This is a genomic window from Streptomyces altiplanensis (assembly GCF_053591575.1).
The window spans coordinates 1-18646 of record NZ_JBSFUB010000120.1 but is presented as its reverse complement, the minus strand read 5'-3'; the positions used below and the strand labels follow the sequence as shown (position 1 = coordinate 18646).

At 69.8% G+C, this 18646-nt stretch carries 19 protein-coding genes and 2 pseudogenes; 14 read left to right on the top strand and 7 right to left on the bottom strand.

Annotation, left to right across the window (positions count from 1 at the left end):
* Positions 1-72: 72 nt before the first annotated feature.
* Entirely contained in the window at positions 73-333 is a 261-nt protein-coding gene (locus tag ACWD0Y_RS32310; RefSeq protein WP_093797118.1) for a GlsB/YeaQ/YmgE family stress response membrane protein, read from the bottom strand.
* Between the two features lie 297 nt (positions 334-630).
* Entirely contained in the window at positions 631-1146 is a 516-nt protein-coding gene (locus ACWD0Y_RS32305) for an alpha/beta hydrolase (protein ID WP_450263839.1), read from the bottom strand.
* Between the two features lie 685 nt (positions 1147-1831).
* Between ACWD0Y_RS32305 and ACWD0Y_RS32300 the strand changes: the two genes are divergently transcribed.
* The 6 genes from ACWD0Y_RS32300 to ACWD0Y_RS32275 all read left to right on the top strand — a co-directional run bounded on the left by ACWD0Y_RS32300 (position 1832) and on the right by ACWD0Y_RS32275 (position 9678).
* Positions 1832-4009 carry an AAA family ATPase gene (locus ACWD0Y_RS32300; RefSeq protein ID WP_450263838.1) on the top strand — a complete coding sequence of 726 codons (2178 nt, stop codon included), beginning with the start codon at positions 1832-1834 and terminating at the stop codon, positions 4007-4009.
* 554 nt (positions 4010-4563) lie between these two features.
* Positions 4564-5127 carry a TetR/AcrR family transcriptional regulator gene (locus ACWD0Y_RS32295; RefSeq protein WP_450263837.1) on the top strand — a complete coding sequence of 188 codons (564 nt, stop codon included), beginning with the start codon at positions 4564-4566 and terminating at the stop codon, positions 5125-5127.
* Positions 5128-5258: 131 nt separating this feature from the next.
* Positions 5259-6611 (top strand): carotenoid oxygenase family protein, encoded by a 1353-nt coding sequence (locus tag ACWD0Y_RS32290; protein ID WP_450263836.1) that lies wholly within the window; start codon positions 5259-5261, stop codon positions 6609-6611.
* A 54-nt stretch (positions 6612-6665) separates the two neighbouring features.
* Complete coding sequence (locus ACWD0Y_RS32285) at positions 6666-7742, top strand: medium chain dehydrogenase/reductase family protein (RefSeq protein ID WP_450263835.1); 1077 nt, start codon at positions 6666-6668, stop codon at positions 7740-7742.
* Between the two features lie 290 nt (positions 7743-8032).
* Positions 8033-8569 (top strand): RNA polymerase sigma factor, encoded by a 537-nt coding sequence (locus ACWD0Y_RS32280; protein WP_450263834.1) that lies wholly within the window; start codon positions 8033-8035, stop codon positions 8567-8569.
* Positions 8570-8571: 2 nt separating this feature from the next.
* On the top strand, positions 8572-9678 hold the full coding sequence (locus ACWD0Y_RS32275; protein WP_450263833.1) for a CU044_5270 family protein: 1107 nt from the start codon (positions 8572-8574) through the stop codon (positions 9676-9678).
* A gap of 39 nt (positions 9679-9717) precedes the next feature.
* On the opposite strand, the gene ACWD0Y_RS32270 is transcribed toward ACWD0Y_RS32275, so the two are convergent.
* Positions 9718-9861, bottom strand: coding sequence for an ATP-dependent DNA ligase (locus ACWD0Y_RS32270; protein WP_450263832.1), 144 nt, complete (start codon positions 9859-9861; stop codon positions 9718-9720).
* 235 nt (positions 9862-10096) lie between these two features.
* On the opposite strand from ACWD0Y_RS32270, the gene ACWD0Y_RS32265 reads away from it, so the two are divergent.
* The 6 genes and pseudogenes from ACWD0Y_RS32265 (at position 10097) to ACWD0Y_RS32240 (ending at position 14263) form a co-directional block, all read left to right on the top strand.
* Positions 10097-10708: a TetR/AcrR family transcriptional regulator gene (locus ACWD0Y_RS32265; protein WP_450263831.1), complete on the top strand. Its 612-nt coding sequence runs from the start codon at positions 10097-10099 to the stop codon at positions 10706-10708.
* Between the two features lie 47 nt (positions 10709-10755).
* The gene (locus ACWD0Y_RS32260; RefSeq protein WP_450263830.1) at positions 10756-11427 is read left to right on the top strand and encodes an enoyl-CoA hydratase-related protein; all 672 of its coding nucleotides are present in this window, start codon (positions 10756-10758) and stop codon (positions 11425-11427) included.
* Between the two features lie 95 nt (positions 11428-11522).
* A complete protein-coding gene (locus tag ACWD0Y_RS32255) occupies positions 11523-12110 on the top strand; it encodes a molybdopterin-dependent oxidoreductase (RefSeq protein ID WP_450263829.1) in 588 nt (195 codons plus the stop codon).
* Positions 11999-12763: pseudogene (locus ACWD0Y_RS32250) on the top strand (molybdopterin oxidoreductase family protein); the annotation flags it as partial. The gene ACWD0Y_RS32255 and the pseudogene ACWD0Y_RS32250, both read left to right, overlap by 112 nt.
* A gap of 288 nt (positions 12764-13051) precedes the next feature.
* Positions 13052-13762, top strand: a complete 711-nt coding sequence (locus ACWD0Y_RS32245; RefSeq protein ID WP_450263841.1) for a molybdopterin dinucleotide binding domain-containing protein — start codon at positions 13052-13054, stop codon at positions 13760-13762.
* A 57-nt stretch (positions 13763-13819) separates the two neighbouring features.
* Positions 13820-14263 (top strand): PaaI family thioesterase, encoded by a 444-nt coding sequence (locus tag ACWD0Y_RS32240; RefSeq protein WP_450263828.1) that lies wholly within the window; start codon positions 13820-13822, stop codon positions 14261-14263.
* 55 nt (positions 14264-14318) lie between these two features.
* On the opposite strand, the pseudogene ACWD0Y_RS32235 reads toward ACWD0Y_RS32240, so the two are convergent.
* Together ACWD0Y_RS32235 and ACWD0Y_RS32230 are read right to left on the bottom strand one after the other, a co-directional pair.
* Positions 14319-14468 (bottom strand): annotated as a pseudogene (locus tag ACWD0Y_RS32235) (hypothetical protein); the annotation flags it as partial.
* A 61-nt stretch (positions 14469-14529) separates the two neighbouring features.
* Positions 14530-15630, bottom strand: coding sequence for a hypothetical protein (locus ACWD0Y_RS32230; RefSeq protein WP_450263827.1), 1101 nt, complete (start codon positions 15628-15630; stop codon positions 14530-14532).
* Positions 15631-15783: 153 nt separating this feature from the next.
* Here ACWD0Y_RS32230 and ACWD0Y_RS32225 point away from each other — a divergent pair, with 153 nt between their 5' ends.
* Entirely contained in the window at positions 15784-16245 is a 462-nt protein-coding gene (locus ACWD0Y_RS32225) for a hypothetical protein (protein WP_450263826.1), read from the top strand.
* A 369-nt stretch (positions 16246-16614) separates the two neighbouring features.
* Positions 16615-17256 carry a class I SAM-dependent DNA methyltransferase gene (locus tag ACWD0Y_RS32220; protein ID WP_450263840.1) on the top strand — a complete coding sequence of 214 codons (642 nt, stop codon included), beginning with the start codon at positions 16615-16617 and terminating at the stop codon, positions 17254-17256.
* A gap of 264 nt (positions 17257-17520) precedes the next feature.
* On the opposite strand, the gene ACWD0Y_RS32215 is transcribed toward ACWD0Y_RS32220, so the two are convergent.
* Positions 17521-17757, bottom strand: a complete 237-nt coding sequence (locus tag ACWD0Y_RS32215; RefSeq protein ID WP_450263825.1) for a hypothetical protein — start codon at positions 17755-17757, stop codon at positions 17521-17523.
* Positions 17711-18511 carry a LysR family transcriptional regulator gene (locus ACWD0Y_RS32210; protein ID WP_450263824.1) on the bottom strand — a complete coding sequence of 267 codons (801 nt, stop codon included), beginning with the start codon at positions 18509-18511 and terminating at the stop codon, positions 17711-17713. The genes ACWD0Y_RS32215 and ACWD0Y_RS32210 overlap by 47 nt, the downstream gene beginning before the upstream one ends.
* Positions 18512-18646 lie beyond the last annotated feature (135 nt).

Genomic DNA, 18646 nt, shown 5'->3' with positions numbered 1-18646 from the left:
TTCTCCACGGGCACGTCCAGGCCCATGCGGAAGAGGCGCGCGTGCAGGTCGCGGGCGGTGTAGCTGAAAGGGTCAGGCGTGTCGTCGGGCCCACAGGGGGGTGACGAAGGCGATGAGGACCGCTGCGATACCGATCTGGAAGATGTGGCGGATCCAGTCGATACCGCCGGTGTCGCGCACACCGAAGGCGGTGGCGAGCGCGTTGCCACCGACGGCGCCGACGACGCCGAGGAGGACCGTCAGCCACAGGGGGATGGGCTGACGTCCGGGAACGACCAGTTTCGCCAGCAGGCCGATGATGAGCCCCGCAATGATGGCCCAGAGGAACGACACGGCAACTCCTTCCGTTCACTGACCCGACCTTCGGGTACCAGTCCGCGTGCCCGCCGGAGGCGGCCATAAGCCTCATTCGCCCGGGGATCTCCGCGCAGCCACCGGGCCGGCACCATGCTGTGGCTGTCCTCGGGTGGCGGGGAGGGAAAACCTCCAGACCTCCGGGTCGGCGTGTCATGCCTCAACAGCCTGCGGAGGAAGGGGGATTCCTCGCGGCCGTGGCCGTGGCACCGGGGCCTGGACGCCGTCTTCCGGACTCTGTGTCCCTGGGGACCACGCGGGGGTGTGGCCACTGCCTCATGGGGTGCTCCACCATCGCAAGGCTTCTGCCGCTACGGCAGCGGGCACGTCATGGCCACCGGCGAACTCGCGGTAGGTGACCGGACAGTCGTCGTCGCGGAGCGTACGGACGACTTCACGGCCGCACCGGTCGATCGGCAGCACCCGGTCCTCCGTGCCGTGGGAGACGAAGATGCGGGGCCGGCCATGACGGAGCATGGGCGCCATGAACCCGGGAGAGAAGGCGAGCACCGCGCCGAAGAGATCGCCGTTGGCCAGTCCCACGGAAAGGGCGTAGGAGGCGCCGTCGGAGAAGCCGGCGATCGCCACGTCCGCCGCTCCGACCGGAAACCTCCGGAACACACCGGCCAGCGCGGTGTCGATCCGGACCACGTCCGGGCCGTACCCGCCGGCGATCAGGTCCCAGGTGGAGCCGGAGGCCTGAGGCGCGAGGAGCAGGAGGTCGTCGGCTCCCGTCTGCGGACGCAGCCATTCCAGGGCCTGCTCGGCTGATCCTCCGGCCCCGTGGAGCACGAGAGCCAGCCGATACGGCGGCGGGGCCGGGGGCACGCGCAGCAAGGCCTGCCCGTCTGTACGGTACGTGCCCGGCTGCTGCGGCTTCGCTTCAACAGCATGCGGACGCGCGGTGAGCCTGCCGTGGCGTGCGCTTTCCTGGATCGACCGATGAGGAGCACCATTTTCGGGTACCGGCATTTCGAGCGCCGCCTCCCTTCACAAGGTCCTGGAGATCCTGGATCCTTCGATCTCGTCATGGCGCCGGTCCGGCACCCGGAGGCCCGGTGTACCGAGGGTGGGGCTCAACGGGCGGCGGCCGCGTCCCGGCGGCGTGCCAGTCGGCAGTGCGCGCCGCTTCCCACTGGCTTGACGGTCCGGCTGTATGAACCGCTCACTCGGCGTCCTGGCGGCATGCTCCGGCGCAGCCGGTTCGTCCCGCCTGCCATGGCCCCTGCACCCGCGCCGCCGAAATCCGCGGCGCGAGCTCGCCTTCCTGGTACCCCTCGCCGCCCTGGGTACGCGGCGGAGAGGCGCTCCGTGCACCACCAGCAGCTGAAGGAGCGCTGCCAACGACAGGAGGAGAAGGCGCTGATCTGGGCTTATGCCCGCCGATCCCTCCGGTCCCTCGATCGTGTCACGGCCCTTATCTTGTTTGATCTTGAACCGGAGGCTGTGGCGGCGTCCGGTTCCACGGGGAGGGGACATGACACACAAGGGCCAGGACTTCACCGGCAGGCTGCGCAGCCGGCTCGTCGCATCACGGGACCGGGCGTTCGTGGGGCGGGAGGCGGAAACGGCGCTTTTTCGCGCCATGCTCCGAGGAGAGCCGGACGTGGCACCGGTGCTGTTCCTGCACGGGCCGGGCGGGATCGGGAAGTCGACGCTGCTGCGCCGGTTCGCCCGTGAGGCGGCGGCGGCCGTACGGACGGTGGTCGAGGTGGACGCCCGGACCACCGACCCGACGCCCGAGAGTTTCGAGCGGGCGGCCGCCGATGTGCTGGACCTGCCGGGCGCGGTGCTGCTCATCGACACCTTCGAGATGTGCCAGGGCCTCGAAGGCTGGCTCTGGGAGCGTTTCCTGCCCGAACTGCCGCTCGGTGCCGTCGCCGTGCTCGCCGGCCGTACGCGCCCCGATTCCCGCTGGACCTCGGACACCGGCTGGTCCGACCACCTCAGGGTCGTGCCCCTGAAGGCGCTCTCCGCGGACGACTCCGTGAAGTTCCTCTCCGGGCAGGGCGTTCCGGCGCGGGCACACGGTGATGTGCTGGCCTTCACCGGTGGTCATCCGCTCGCGCTCTCCCTCGCCGCCGCCGTCGCCCGCGAGGAGGCGGAAGACGGCGGGGACCGCCGGCCGGGCTCCGGGCCCGGTCCCGGCTGGGCGCCGGACCAGGACGTGATCGGCACGCTGCTGACACGCCTGGCGGACCACCCGCCCTCCCCGCTGCACCGGCAGGCCCTGGAGGTCTGCGCGCACGCGTACGTCACCTCGGAGGAGCTGCTGCGGGCGATGTTCGGCGAGAGGGCTCCGGAGCTGTTCGCGTGGCTGCGCGCCCAGCCGTACATCGAGACGGCCGCCACCGGGGTCTTCCCGCACGATGTGGTCCGCGAGGCCCTGGAAGCCGACCTGCGCTGGCGGGACCCCGAGGGTTTCGTCGCGATGCACCTGCGCATGCACGACCACCTCCTGGACCGGCTCCGCAAGGGGCCCGCCCACCAGCTCATGCCGTCCGTCGCGGCCCTGATGTACATGTACCGCACCGACGGGCACATGCCCGAAGTCCACGAGTGGCAGGCGCCCGGACGCGTCCAGGAACTGCCGTACGCGCCCGCGGACCAGGCCGCCGTACTGGAGCTGACCGAGCAGGCGGAGGGCGCGGAGTCCGCGGAGATCGCCCGCCGGTGGCTGGAGCTGCATCCCTGCGCCTTCCGCGTGCACCGGTCCACCCGGACCGGCCGGCCCGTGGCCTTCACCGCGACGTTCTGGCTGGCGCCCGACGAGGAGGAGGCCCCGTCCGCGTTCGACCCGGTGATCGCCGCTGCCTGGCGGCGCGCCCGCCGGCTCCGGCCCGTGCGGCCCGGGGAGCGGATGGCGGTGACCCGGTTCATGGTCCACCCGCCGCTCTACCACCGCCCGTCGGCGCCCATGACCTTGATGCACTGGCGTGCGCTGGGAGAGGTGTGGCGGGACACCGGCGGCCTCACCCACCACTTCGCGGTGTACCGGGACGACGACTACTGGGACAGCCACATGAGCCACTACGGCATGGCCAAGGACGAGGAACCGGTCCATGTCGGTCACCACGCGTACCGGCTGTTCGGCCGTGACTACAGGACGGGCCTGGAGGAGTACCTGGCCGCGAGCACCGACGCGATGCTGGCGGCCGACGGCGCGCCCGGCCAGTGGGCGGCAGGGCGGAGAGGAGACAGCGCTGAGCCCGGTGGCGGGGATCGGCGGCGGGGGTCGGTGGCGGGGGTCGGTGGCAGGGCCGGCCCGACCCCGGCGGGCGCCGTCGGCAGGCCCGGTGGATGGTCGGGCCGTGTGCGGCCGGCCTGTCTGGCCGCCGGCAGGTCGTCGGCCGCCCGGTGCTGCTCGGCAAGGGCTCACTGCCGCTGCCGGGCCGCTTCACCAGGGACACTGACACCCGGCTGCCAGGCGGGCCAGTCCTCGACGTCCGTCTGGATGCGCCACACGCGGTCCAGCGGCACGTGGATGACGATGTCGTCCCGGGAGATCACCGGGGCCTTCTCGTCGATACCGACCGGCGCGGGGACTCCGCTTCCGAAGACCAGGGGGCAGTGCGGCAAGGAGTGCGGTGGCGAAGGCAGACATGATGGTTCCTCCAAGAAAGTGAGAGATGACGCCGACACGAACGAGCAATAGAGTGGTTACTCACTCACTGCCCAGTCGACATACGCACGAGGGAATCTCGCACGAAATAGACACCGAGAAAGCCCGAGTCCCCACAGGGGGGATGGTCGACCGACCACCTCTCTCGACATGTGAGTAGTCAACCACTCCTATTCGTTCGGAGTCAACCGCCCACTGCCGGCACGTCCACGGCCGGCCCGAGTCGCCATCGCCGCAACCTGAGGACGGAGAGCCGCCGCAGACACCAGGGGTGGTGAGGTCGCAGGCGGGCCACGGGGGCGGCGGGAGTCGCGGCGCCCGACCCGGCGAACCGGCCGGACAGCGCGGCCACCATGCACGCCACGTCGCCCAGCAGGGCGAACGACCGCGAAGGCCATACGCATCCGATCGAGCTTCGGTGCCGCCGGATCCGGACTCGGACCTGCCGCCAAAGGAGATCCCCGCATTGCCCGTTGCGCGAGCGCCGCGGCCACTGCCGCACCGCCTCCGCACCCGCGCAGTCGGGCCGGTGCGCCATCGCCGGGTCTGCGCTTGACACGAAAAAGAGTGAGTGGTTGAGTACTCACATGAAGACGGAACGCCGCCAACTGTCCACAGCCGAAGAACGCCGGGAGACGGTGCTGCGCACGGCCATCGGAGCGTTCGCGGCCCGGGGGTACTTCGGGACCACCACCACGGAGGTGGCCAAGGCCGCCGGGATCTCGCAGGCCTACGTCTACCGCCTCTTCCCGAACAAGGAAGCCCTGTTCGCCGCGGTCGTCGAGCACTGTTTCATCCGGGTCCGCGCCGCCCTCGAAGGTGGCGCGGCGAAGGCCGAGAGCAGCTCGCCCGAAGCGGTCCTCACCTCGATGGGCGATGCCTACGCCCACCTGATCAGCGACAACGACCTCATGCTGGTCCAGTTGCACGCCCAGGCCGCCGCCGTCTCCGAGCCGGCGATCAGGGAGGCGGTACGGGCGGGGTACGCGCGCAGCGTCGAGTACGTCCGCAGTGCCTCGGGAGGCAGCGAGGAGCAGGTGCAGCAGTTCTTCGCCACCGGCATGCTCTGCCACCTGCTGGTCTCCATCGACGCCGAGGCGATCTCCGCACCCTGGACCCGCACCCTGACGGCCGGGATCACGCACTACTGACCCGCCCTTCGACCGGCGGTCGCACGTCTGCGGACCAGCGGCCGCCCATTTTTCGCACTGCATAGTGAGTGTTCAACCACACACACTCCTTTCTCTCCGTCGGATCCTTCCTTTCGAAACCGAGGCTCATCATGGCCAGCAAGCCCTACCTGACCGGTCACTACGCCCCCGTCACCGACGAGATCACCGCGACCGGACTGACCGTGGAAGGCACCCTGCCACCCGAGCTGACCGGCCGTTTGGTCCGCAACAGCCACAACCCCAAGCCCGGTATCACCCCCGCCCACTGGTTCAAGGGCAGCGGCATGGTGCACGGCATCCGGCTGCGGGACGGCCGCGCCGAGTGGTACCGCAACCGCTGGGTCCACACTCCCGCCCTGGGCGGCGCCCCCTACATGACCGAGCGGGGGCCCGATCTGACGGCCAGCACGGCCGGCACGCACGTCATCGAGCACGGCGGGCGGCTCCTGGCCCTGTCGGAGGCGGCGCTGCCCTTCGAACTGACGGCCGATCTGGAGACGGTGGGCGCCTATGACTTCGGCGGCAGGCTCACCTCCGCCATGACCGCCCATCCCAAGGAGGACCCGGTCAGCGGCGAGCTGCACTTCTTCGCCTCCTCCCCGTTCCCCCCGTACCTGATCCACCACGTCGCCTCCGCCGACGGCCAGGTGCTGGACAGCCAGGAGGTGCCCGGTGCGAGCGCCGCGCTGAAGCACGACTTCGCGATCACCGAGCACTACGTGGTCTTCCTGGAGGGCTCGGTCACCTTCGACCCCGCCGGACACTCCGGAATCCCGTACGGCTGGAGCGAGGCGCAGGCCTCACGGATCGGTGTCATGCCGCGGGGAGCGGGCGGCGCCCGGCAGATCCGCTGGTTCGAGATCGGCCAGGGCTACGGCATGCACTTCGCCAACGCCTACGAGGACGCCCCCGGGCACATCGTCGTCGAGGGACCCACGGTGGGCCGCGAGGGCTGGCAGCGCTCCTGGAACTGGTGGGTCGGCGCCGCGGACCGGGGCGCCGAGCCGAACTCCGGCTCCCGCAGCCGCCGCTGGACCGTCGACCTGGCCACCGGGACCGTCAAGGAAGAGCAGACCGACGACCTCACGGTGGAGTTCCCCACGATCAACGACCACTTCGCCGGGAGCGAGCACCGCTTCCAGTACGCGCTGTCGTTCCCCGACGACCTCGGGATCGGCAACCACACCCTGGTGAAGTACGACCGCTCCACCGGAGCCCGCCAGTTGCTGCCCTTCGGCACCGGCCAACTGCCCAGCGAGGCGGTCTTCGTCCAGGCGGAGGGCACCACCGGCGAGGACGAGGGATACCTCCTGACCGTCGTGAGCGACCTCAACGCCGACGCGTCCAGGATGCTCGTCCTCGACGCCTCCGACCTCACCGTGCCCCCGGTCGCCACGATCCATCTCCCCCGGCGGGTGCCCGCGATGATCCACGGCTCGTGGATCCCCGACACCGCCCTCTGACGGGCCCCGGCCCGCCAAGCACACACCGACACGCACGTGACAAGGAGCATTCCCATGTACGACTCCCACACCCGCGTCCCCGCCGGTACCACCACCGTCACCGCCGGTACCACCACCGTCACCGAAGCGGTGCTGCCCGGCATCGTCGACCCGGACGGCATCCAGGTCCGCACCCGGCCCGCCCGCCCGGCCGGTCCCGGGCAGGTGGTGCTGGCGATGGAAGCCGCCGGCATCTCCTTCGCCGAGCAGCAGATGCGCCGCGGCAAGTACTACGACCAGCCGCCCTTCCCCTTCGTCCCCGGCTACGACCTCGTCGGACGCGCCGTCGACGTGGGAGAGGGCGTACCGGACGGCCTGCTGGGGCGGCGCTTCGCGGTCCTGACCAAGACCGGGGCCTGGGCCGGCCACGTCACCGTCGACGCGGGCGACCTGACCGAGGTACCCGAGTCGGTCGACTCCGCCGACGCGGAGACCTTCGTGGTCAACGGCATCACCGCCTGGCAGATGCTCCACCGCCTCGCGAAGATCCGCTCCGGACAGACCGTCCTCGTACACGGCGCGAACGGCGGCGTCGGCTCCACCCTCGTACAACTCGCCCGCATCGCCGGCGCCCGGGTCGTCGGCACCGCCTCGGCCAAGCACCACGACGCCGTCCGGGCGCTGGGCGCCACCCCCGTCGACTACCGGGCCCCCGACATGGACGGCCAACTGCGCGCACACGCTCCACAGGGCTACGACGCGGTGTTCGACCACGTGGGCGGCGAGGGCATCGTCGCCTCCTACCGCCTGCTCGCCGCCCAGGGCACACTCGTCTCCTACGGCACCGCCTCGACCCGCGACGTCCAGGGCTCGTCGAAGGTCCCGGTCCTCAAGCTGTTCGCCCGCCTGATGCTCTGGAACGCGCTGCCGGGCGGCAGAAGCGCCCACTTCTACAACATCTGGGCCGGCCGACGCGGGCTCGACTCCTTCCGCGCCAGGCTGCACGCCGACCTGGGCCAGGTCTTCGCGCTGCTCGCCGACGGCGAGCTCGCCCCTCAGGTCGCCGCACGCATCCCGCTCTCCGAGGTCGGCGAAGCGGTACGGTTGGCGGAATCCGGCACCGTGGTCGGCAAGGTCGTCCTGGTGCCGTAGGCGGGCAGCGCCCGAGAACGCGGCGGCACTGAGCTCAGCCCCCTCCGGGCCGGCCGTCGGCACTGGCAGGGCGTGCCCCCTCCCCCGCGTCGAACACCGTGCGGGCCGTGGGGGCTTCGCCGCGTGGGCAGCGCGCAGCGGCACGGCCGGCCCATCGGCCGGCCGACCTGAAAGAACCGTCCGGCAGACGGTCCGTCCCGCGGCACCGAGCCCCGTTCCGGCGCGGAGTGTGACGTACGTCTCGGGAACCCCGCCCCACGAACAGACAGCTGACTGAGGTGACAACAACCATGCGCGCGCGTATCCGAGCGGGGGATCCGCAGGCCTTCGCGGAACTCTTCGATCACTACGCGAAGACCATCTACAACCACACCTACCGGCTGACCGCCGACTGGTCGGCCGCCGAGGACATCGTCTCGGCGACTTTCATGGAAGCCTGGCGCGGCCGCCAGCGCCTCGAGGCGGAAGGCGGGAGCGTACGCCCGTGGTTGCTGGGTATCGCGACCAACCTCGTGCGCGCCCAGTCGCGCGGCAACCGGCGTTACAAGGCGGCCGCCACCGCGAGCGCGCTCGCAGGACTGCGGCGTACCGAACGAGAAGTGCTGAGCCTGTGCCTGTGGCAGGGCATGGACTACGCCGCGGCCGCGCAGGTCCTCAAGATCCCGGTGGGCACGGTACGTTCCCGGCTCTCCCGGGCCCACAAGAAGCTGCGGAAACTCGCCGAGGCACAACTCCCCGGCACATTTCGGGAACCCCGGCCGGTGAACCGGCAGATAAGAGAGGACCGCACGATCGCGGCCCGGCCCGCACAGGAAGGAAACCGGTGAACATGCGTCAGTCCCGTTCGAGTCACTCCCGCCTCACGCCTGATGAATGGCACGAGAGCGAGCACCTGCTCTCCCTCGAGGAAGCAGACTTCCCCGCAGGCCGTCATGCCTTTCACAAGGAAGAACTCATGACCTTCATCCAGCAGGACACCCAAGCCGCAGCCTCCGCCGCGTCCGCTCCCCCGGCCGCGACGCCGGTGCGCCGCAAGTTCTTGCGCCCTCTGATCGTCCTGCCCGTCGCCGCGTGCTCGCTGGCCGTTGCGGCCGCGGGCGTCCTCACCGTCATCGGAAACGGCGACGCGGGCAGGGAAGCGGTCGCCGGGCCGGCGCTCACCGCTGCGGTCGGCACGGGCACCGGCGCGGGCGTCCCGCAACTCCTGGAGCAGATCTCCCTCGCCTCGGCCAAGAGCCCAGAGGTGAAGGTCGGCGCGGGCCAGTACGTGTACATCGAGAGCAAGGTCGGCACCACCTACGAGAAGACGGTCCACGACAAGACCACCCTGGCCAGTGACGGGATCCACCGCCGCCAGGTGTGGAACTCCACCGACGGCACCGAGGGCTGGCTGATCGACCCGGCCGTCTCCCCGCCCGGCGGCGAAAAGCTCGACCGGACCAACGAGAAGGGCAAGAGCGAACCGGCCTACCTCAACGCGCCCACCTACGACTACCTCACCACCCTGCCGACCGACCCCGACACTCTCCTGGCGAAGATCTACAAGGAGACCAAGGGCAAGGGCAACAGCCCCGACCAGCAAGCCTTCACCACCATCGGTGACCTGCTGAACGAGTCCCTGCCACCCGCCGACCTGAACACCGCCCTGTACGAGGCAGCCGCCAAAATCCCCGGCGTCGTCCAGGTCAAGGACGCCGTCGACGCCGTCGGCCGCCACGGGATTGCCGTCGCCCGCCTGGATGAGACCTCCGGCGCGCGCACGGAATGGATCTTCGACGCCAAGACCTACACCTACCTCGGCGAGCGCACCATCCAGGTCCGCCCCAACGGCGGCGACTCCGGCCTCATCAAGCCCGGTACCGTCCTCCACACCGAGGCCGTCACCCTCCGCCAGGCCGTCGACGAGCTCAAGGAAACCCCTTCTTCCGGCATGTAAGGAGGTGTTCTTGATCCCCTGACGGACCGCAGGGGCGGATCAGTCGCCGAAGGCGGCGATGTCATCCGGGGGCGCGTCGGGGCGGATGCGGTGCAGACGTACGAGGTGGCGCCACCGGCCGGCGGCATCGCGGGTGACGTCGGCCGCGATCTCCACCACCAGGCCGGACCGGACCGGCGTCACGGCCAGGACTCCCCGCGTGCCCCACCCGGCGGATTCCCTGTCAAGTCCAGCGTGTTGAGCCGAGGGCGCTCAGGGGCACCGCCATAGCTGGCGCGCATCTCGGCCAAGCGGTGCCATCGCTACGGATTCAATGACCGCCCGCCGCCCCTCTTGCATGTTCTATGGCATATCCCATAAGTTACTTGCAGGTAGCCCACTTGGTGGGCCGTACGGCCATGGGGAAGGTGGTGAGCGGATGAGCCCGCGCAGGAGTGACAGCCGTGACCGGATGATCCTCAGTGCTGCCGCTCTGCTGCGTGAGTACGGCGCGAGCGCAACCAGCATCGACCAGGTGCTCGCCCACAGCGGAGCTCCTCGGGGCTCGGTGTATCACCACTTCCCCGGCGGGCGAGCGCAGCTCATCGACGAGGCGGTGGCACTGGCGGGGGACTTCATCGCGGGGCTGATCGACGCCGCCATGCAGGCGGATGACCCGGTGGCGGCCGTCGACGCGTTCTTCCTGTTGTGGCGTGACCGGCTCGTGGAGAGCGGCTTTCGGGCCGGCTGCCCGATCGTGGCGGTGGCTGTGGAGACCAATGATGATGCGCCCCAGCTCGCCCGTTCTGCCGCCGCGGTCTTCGCCCGCTGGCAGGAGGCCCTTGCGGCCCTCCTCCTGAGGCACGGCCTGAGCGAGGAACGCAGCCGCAGGCTCGGTGCCTTCATCATCGCCGCGGTCGAAGGCGCGGTGATCATGTGCCGGGCCGAACAGAGCACCGCCCCGATCGAGGCCGCCGCCGCCGAGATCCACGACCTGCTCCTCTACGCCCTGCGCGACCGCCCCGGTGCCGAACCCGGTCCCCGGCCGTAACCCGCAGCCGCCCAGCCGCTTCACCTGCACACCTCGAAGGAGTCGCCATGCCCTCGCTCGACCGTCAGGACAACGTCTTCGTCCTCGACCTCGGAGACGGTGAGAACCGCTTCCACCCCGACTGGCTCACCGCCGTCGGCGCCGCGCTCGACGAGGTGGAGAAGACGGAAGGCCCCCGCGCCCTGGTCACCGCCGCCACCGGCAAGTTCTACTCCAACGGGCTCGATCTGGACTGGCTGTTCGCCCACGCCGACCAACACCAGGACTACGTCGTCTCCGTCCATGAGCTGTTCGCGCGGATGCTGTCGCTGCCGGTCGTCACGGTGGCCGCGCTGCAGGGGCACACGTTCGCCGCCGGCGCGATGCTCTCCCTCGCCCACGACTTCCGCGTCATGCGCGCCGACCGCGGCTACTGGTGCCTGCCCGAAGCGGACATCAACATCCCCTTCACTCCCGGCATGGCCGCCCTCATCCAGTCCCGGCTGGCCCCGCAGACCGCGCACGAGGCGATGCTCACCGCCCGCCGCTACGGCGGCGCCGACGCCGCGGCCACCGGCATCGTCGACCAGGCGGTCACCGAGGACGCCGTGCGCTCCACCGCCATCGAGATCGCCCAGGCGCAGGTGAACAAGGCCGGCGACACCCTCGGCACCATCAAGACCCGCATGTACGCACCGGCCCTGGCCACCCTGCGCGACACCACCAACCCGCTCGGCTGACCAGCACCTCACCCATCGCACCAAGCCGCGCCCCGGGCGCTTCCCCCTGAGGCGCGGGCTGCTCCAGCTGCCCACCGCATGAGGAGACAAGGCCGATGACAGCCGACACCGCCTGGCACAAGAGCGCGTGCATCCTGTGCGAGAACAACTGTGGCATCCAGATTCAGACCGACGGCCGCCGCTTTGCCAAGATCCGCGGTGACAAGGAGCATGTCGCCACCGCCGGCTACACCTGCAACAAGGCCCTGCGTCTGGACCACTACCAAAACGGCGGAGTCCGGCTGACGACGCCGCTGCGCCGGGAGGCGGACGGCACCTTCACCCCGATCGACTGGGACACCGCCATCCGCGAGATCGTCGCCCGTCTGAAGACCGTACGCGACACCCACGGCGGCGAATCGATCTTCTTCTACGGCGGCGGCGGACAGGGCAACCACCTCGCGGCGCCTACAGCGGCGCCCTGCTGCGCGCCCTCGGCGCCCGCTACCGCTCCAACCCGCTCGCCCAGGAGAAGACCGGCGAGGGCTTCGTCGACGCCCACCTCACCGGCGGACACACCACCGGAGACTTCCAGAACGCCGAAGTCTCCCTCTTCCTCGGCAAGAACCCCTGGCAGTCCCACGGCGTCCCGCGCGCCCGCACTGTACTCAAGGACATCACCAAGAACCCCACCCGCACCATGATCGTCATCGACCCGGTGCGCACGGAGACCGCCGGCCTCGCCGACATCCACCTCCAGGTGAGGCCCGGCACCGACGCCTGGTGTCTGGCCGGCATCCTCGGCATCCTGGTCGAGGAAGACCTCCTCGACCATGCCTTCCTCACCGCTCGCACGACCGGCGCCGACACGGTGATCGAGCAGCTCAAAGAGGTGGACGTCGCCCGCTGCGCGCAGACCTGCGGCGCGGACGAGGACCTCCTGCGCCGGACGGCACGCAGGATCGGCACCGCCTCCAGCGTCTCGACGTACGAAGACCTGGGCGTGCAGCAGGGACCCAACAGCACGCTGGTGTCCTACTTCAACAAGCTGACCTGGCTGCTGACCGGGAACTTCGCCAAGCCCGGCGCCATGCAGCCGCACTCGTGGATCGCTCCGCTGGCCCGCTACAACACCAGCCCGCGCCGCACCCCCGTCACCGGTGCGCGGATGCCCGGCGGCCTGGTTCCCTGCAACGTCATCGCCGAGGAAATCCTCACTGATCATCCCGACCGCTTCCGGGCGATGATCATCGAGTCGTCCAACCCGGCGCACTCCCTGGCCGACTCCGCCGCCTTCGCCCAGGCGCTTGCCGCGCTCGACCTGGTCGTCGTCATCGACATCGCCCTGACCGAGACCGGCCGCCAGGCCGACTACGTGCTGCCGGCCGCTTCCCAGTTCGAGAAGTGGGAAGCGACGTTCTTCACCTTCGAGTTCCCGCACAACACCTTCCACCTGCGCGCCCCCGTACTCGACCCGCTGCCCGGCACTCTGCCCGAACCTGAGATCTACGCCCGCCTCATCCGCGAACTGAACGCCGTCCCCGGCAGCAGGCTGACCGTGCTGCGCACGGCGGCGCGCCTGGGCCGCACCGCCTACAAGATCGCCTTCGCCGCTCTGGCAGCCGTCGACGAAAGCACCTTCGCCATGGCTCCGTACCTGCTGTACGAGACCCTCGGCCCTGCCCTGCCCGCAGGCGCCCGGTCCGCCGCGGTGCTGTGGGCGCTCGCGCAGCGCATCGCCAAGGAGTACCCCGCCGCCATGCGCCGGGCCGGACACCAAAACGCCGACACACTGTTCGACGCCATGCTGGATGGCCGCTCCGGGATTACGTTCACCGAGGACGAGTACGACGACGCCTGGGACTACGTGCCCCATCCCGGCCACCGCATCCCGCTGCCCATCCCCGAACTCCTCACCCTCCTCGCCGGCCTGGGCACCACCCCGGCCGTCCACACCACCGAGGACTTTCCTATCGTCCTGGCCGCCGGCCAGCGCCGGGCCTTCACCGCGAACACGATCTTCCGCGACAACGCCTGGCGCAAGCGCGACCGACAGGGCACGCTGCGCGTCAGCTCGCACGACGCCGAACAACTCAGGCTGTCCGACGGCGCCCTCGCCCGAATCACCACGAGACGCGGATCCGCTCAGGCAGTCGTCGAGATCGACGACCGCCTGCAGCCAGGGCATGCGGCCCTGCCCAACGGCTTCGGCCTCGACCTGCCCACCGAGGACGGCGACACCGAACGCACCGGCGTCGCCCTGAACACCCTCACCGACCTCACCTGGCGCGACCCCATCGCCGGCACCCCCTGGCACAAGCACGTCCCCGCCCGCATCGAGCCCCTTCCCGCCTGACGAACACACCGCCTCCCACGGCGGCGGCACCACCAACACCCTGCAAGGAGAACGACCATGACGACCACCGACTTCGCCGCCATGACCGGCCTGGAACTGATGCGCTGGGTGCAGACCGAACGCCCCGCCGACATCCCCTCCATCGGCCGCCTGCTCGGCATGCGCTTCGACGAGGTCGACCACGGCCGCATCGTCATCTCCCTCGACACCCGCCCCGACTTCGCCAACCCCCTCGGCACCGTCCACGGCGGGATCGCCGCCACCCTCCTCGACTCCGCCATGGGCTGCGCCGTCCACACCACCCTTCCGGCCGGCACCGGGTACACCACCCTCGAACTCAAGGTCAACTACATCCGCGCCGCCCGCACCGACGGCCAGGTCCTCACCGCCGAAGGCACCGTCATCCACGCCGGCCGCCGCACCGCCACCGCCGAAGGAAAGGTCCTCGACGAACAGGGCAAACTCATCGCCCACGCCACCACCACCTGCATGATCCTTTAGATCACCCGGCCGAAGACCGGGCGGCGAAACTGCTGGTCGTCGCGGGAGTGTCAACTTAACTGCTGACCTTGGTCGTTGGCCGGTCAGTCGGGGCCGGGGTGAGCCGGCCTTCGAAGTGGATCTGGAAGGCGTTCAGAGGGGCCTTCCAGCGCATGGTCCCGCACTTGCGGCCCTTGCCTGTCGGGTCCAGGGACATCAGCGCCATCTACGTGGAACGTGTTCACCATTGCACGCGCACGATCAGCAGGAGAGCCAAAAGCTGTCGGTCACAGGGTCCAGACGTGAATGGCGTTCTCTGTCTGGGAGGCCGTGTACCAGGTGCCGTCACCGAGGGCCTGGGGAAGTCCGGTTACCGGGAAGGGGTACGTGAGCTGCCCGGCCACACTCATCCCGGTGAGATCGACCAGCCAGTGCCGGCCGGCGCCGAACTCCTCGTCGCTTTCGGCCGTGCCGACGACAGCAGTGTCCTCGTTGAGGAAGCCTCCCTCGTAGTCGAAGAAGACCTCGGCGTCCTCGCTGTCAGGTTCTGCCTCGGGGTGCCTGGGAACCGCGTCAGCACTCAGTTCGGCTTCCACCGAGCCATCGGTGGCCCGGTGCACGGCGAGGATGTCCTGGTCGTGCGTGACGGTCAGCAGCCGACCGCCGGACGGGCTCACCGCCATCAATACGCGGTCTTCGTCTCCGAAGCAGTCGACCGACAGCGTCCGGCCGTCCCATCGCCCCCATCTCAGCGGGGAGCCGTCCTGGCCTTCGCCGATGGTCAGACCCATCTGGTGCGGATCAGGGTGCGGCACATGGACCGACCCGGCAGCCGCTGTCCGTGTATCGGCGCGTGCAAGCACCTTCCCGTCGGCAGCATCTATGACCAGCCATTCCTCCGCCCGCGCGTCACGGACGGGCGGATGCTGCGCGAGCGGGCCCCGGGTATGGGCCCACACCAAGGAACCGTCCGCCGAGAAGCCGGCCGATCCGCTGCTCGCGTACCGATGATCCCGGTCGCCCGCGTACTCGTCGAAAGCGGCATGGCCCGCGCAGCCGGCCCAGCAGCGGTGCTGAAGCTCCCACCGCACCGCTCCCGTCCGGTCCACCGCTCGCAGCGCGTGCAACCCTGCGAAGACAACCAGGTCCCCGGCCGGCGCCACCGCGCATCCGCCGAACCGGCGCGTCCAGGGCGCGGGGAAGCGGACCTCAGGCCCTCCTTCCGAGGCAGCGCCCGTCCGGCCCGTCTCCCGCACGACCACGTCCGTGTCACCACGCTGCACCAGCCGCCGTCCGCCGGGCCGGGACTCCAGATACGGAGCATCGTCCGCGCGAGAGAAGGAAAGCGGGGCGGGGAAGGTGGCGACAAGGCGAGCGGACGCGGTCACAGGGTCTCCGGAATGAGGAAGGTCGTCTGCGCGGTCACTCTACGGCCGGACACTGACAGCGCCGCCTCATGGGCCGTCCGGGCCTCGTGAAGACATCGGTTGTACGACCCTCCTCCAGGCAACGTCCGGCCGTGGGACCACGTCCTTCTGGGCGTGACTGAGCTCATCGACTCCTCCGGCCCTGACGACTACGAAGAGAATGTGCGGCCTGGCCCGCTGTGGCGTCATGCCATGTGGGTGGTGGGCATCACGGTCCTCGGGGTGGGACTGGGTTGGGCGAGCGCCTTGTTCCGTATAGGGCCCGAGGAATACGGGCTGCCGTCCGTCGCTCCGGGGGCGGTCTGGCCGTATCTGGCCGCCTGGACTGCGACCGGCCTGGCCGCGGCGGTCGCACTGCGGGCTGTCGCAGCCAGGACTCCGGTCTACGCCGTGGGGCGGATCGCAGCCGTGCTCACCGCCCTGGGCACCCGGCTCTCGCTGGGCTGGCGGCCGGAGGCACTGGTGCTGGGGGCGATGGTTGCGGCCGTGCTGACGACGGCGGTCCTGTGGTGCGCTCTCGCGCTGCGTTCCGGCTCTCGTGGCAACCGCGGCGGGCGGCTTACCTCCGGCAGTTGACCCGCTTGTTGAACCTGCCCGGTGAGCCGTGCCAGGAGTACGCGAACCTCACCCCCACCACCGTGAGTACGACCACGCCCGCCTTCGGCCCGGGCAGCCGGTACTTGTGCCGCGAGTGGGCCGGCGTGTGACATCCGCGGCGGGACAGGGGGCGGGGTGCGTGCCGGCGGACGTCGCTTCTCTGGGGCAGCCGTGTGGCGCGAGGCGAGTGGGGGCCAATTCGTGCAGCTCAGCGCCGCCGTAAGCGGCAGTTGTAAGGGGCACTGTCGCGTGCGGGAGATGTGGCGCCACTGTCGTTTCGGGCAGCCACCAGTGGGACCTGTCCGATAACCAGTCGTCAGCGTCAGGAACCCTCTAGTGTCCTCGCTTGTGACTGAACTTTCCTCGTATCACCGTGCGACAGCCGATGCCTACGATGCCGTCGCCGTTCGCTATGCCGAATTGTCCCGCGACGACCTCGACACTCTTCCGCTGGATCGCGCGGTGCTCGCCGCGTTCGCCGAGACGGTGCGGGCCGCCGGATCCGGGCCCGTCGCCGAGCTGGGATGCGGCCCTGGACCTGTCACTGCGCACCTGCGGGATCTGGGACTGGACGTCTTCGGCGTCGACCTGTCGCCGGTGATGATCGGTCTCGCCCGCGAGGCATACCCGGACCTGCGGTTCGAGGTCGGTTCCATGGACGCCCTGGACTTGGCCGACGGCCAGTTGCAGGGCATCGTGTCCTGGTATTCGGTCATTCACGTCCCACCACAGGACGTGTCCCCGTACTTCGCCGAGTTCCGTCGGGTACTCGCGCCCGACGGAACTCTTCTGCTCGCCTTCTTCGAGTCGGAAGGTGAGCCGACCACGGCGTTCGACCACAAGGTGGCGACAGCCTACCGATGGCCGGTCGACGACCTCGCGGGGCTGGCCGGTGAGGCCGGCTTCACCGAGGTCGGCCGGATGCTGCGTGAGCCGTGCGAAGGGGAACGGTTCCGCCGGGGACATCTGCTGATGCGCGCAGGGAAGTAACTCGGGTCATCGCGTGCCGCCATCGAGGGCACGCGACAGTCTGGACTGCCTCAGCCGTACGGAGAAGGTCTTCGTGACAGTGCATCAGGCCGCGGTGGACGCCGGCGGCGCGGGCGACCGACGAGACGCTGCTTTCCTCCCCGGCGGCAGCCAGTAACGCCGGGATGCGCCTGACACGGGCCGCCCGCGCCCTCGGCCGCGCCCTTGGCCCGCAAAGAGGCCCCGCAGGACCTCGCTGACCTGCCCGGAGCTGAAAGCCGTACTTCACGGACCCGCACCGGTTCGATCCGCGGGGCTCTCCGGCGAGTTCGTACCGGTGCTGAATGACTTGGCTGCTCCGCGGACGGCTTCGACGGCCGGCTCGGCGCGATTGGTTCTCAGCCACGCGAGCGCCGAGGTGGACGGTGGGAGATCGGTGACGTCGACGTAGCGGACGCCGGGTCGGGGGAAGAAGTCACGGGCGGCGGCCGGCAGGAAGCACATGCCTTTGTTCTGTGCCACGAGGTGCAGAAGTCCCTCCATGTCCGATGCTATGGGCCCGTAGCGCACCGGAGTGTTGTCGGGTCGCGGATCGGACGGCCCAGAACTTCCACCAGACCCGTGGTGCCTCTGGCGGGACGTCGATCACTGGGTGATGAGCCAGCTGGGCCAGGGTGATCTGCTCCTGGTCTGCGAGGGGATCGCCCGTCGGCAGGCAGGCCACTCGTGGTTCTGTGACGAGGTGCTGTACTTCGATGCCTGCCGGTACCGGTGGGCGGAGAAAGACGACGTCGACCTCTTGCTGGATCAGAGCATCGACGTGGTCGATGAAATTGAGGCTGCGTACCTCGACGTGTATCTGGGGGTGCCGGTCGTGCAGCAGGCGCAGTACGGCGCGTGTGTGAGGCATGGCGGCTTCGGCGCCGATACTGCCGACGACGAGCCGGCCGGAGAGCCGGCGCGTCTGGGTTTCAGCGTTCCGACGCAGCCGGTCCACGGCCGCGACCGCGGCACGCGCGTCCGTCAGCAGTACCTGCCCCGGCGTGGTGAGGGTGACGGCCCGGCCTGTCCGGGTGAACAGCTTCAGGCCGAGGCGCCCTTCCAGGTCCTTGATCTGCTGGCTGAGTGCCGACTGGGTGAGGAACAGGCGAGCGGCAGCTCGCGAGAAGTGGAGCTCCTCGGCCAGGGCGACGAAGAGACGTAGCTGATGAAGACTTGGCGTCCGGGGCTCCGAGCCCGTGGAGGGCCTCTCGTCAGCTGCTCTGCCTGCAGTCATGGTGAATACCTTGTCGATCTCATGCCATGTCTCATGGTGGTACTGACTTGCGCTCGTCGGGGTGAATTCTCGCGAAGTCCCTGGGGGGTGTGGGTGGATGGCTGTATCCGTGGTGTATGAGATACGCGGATGGGG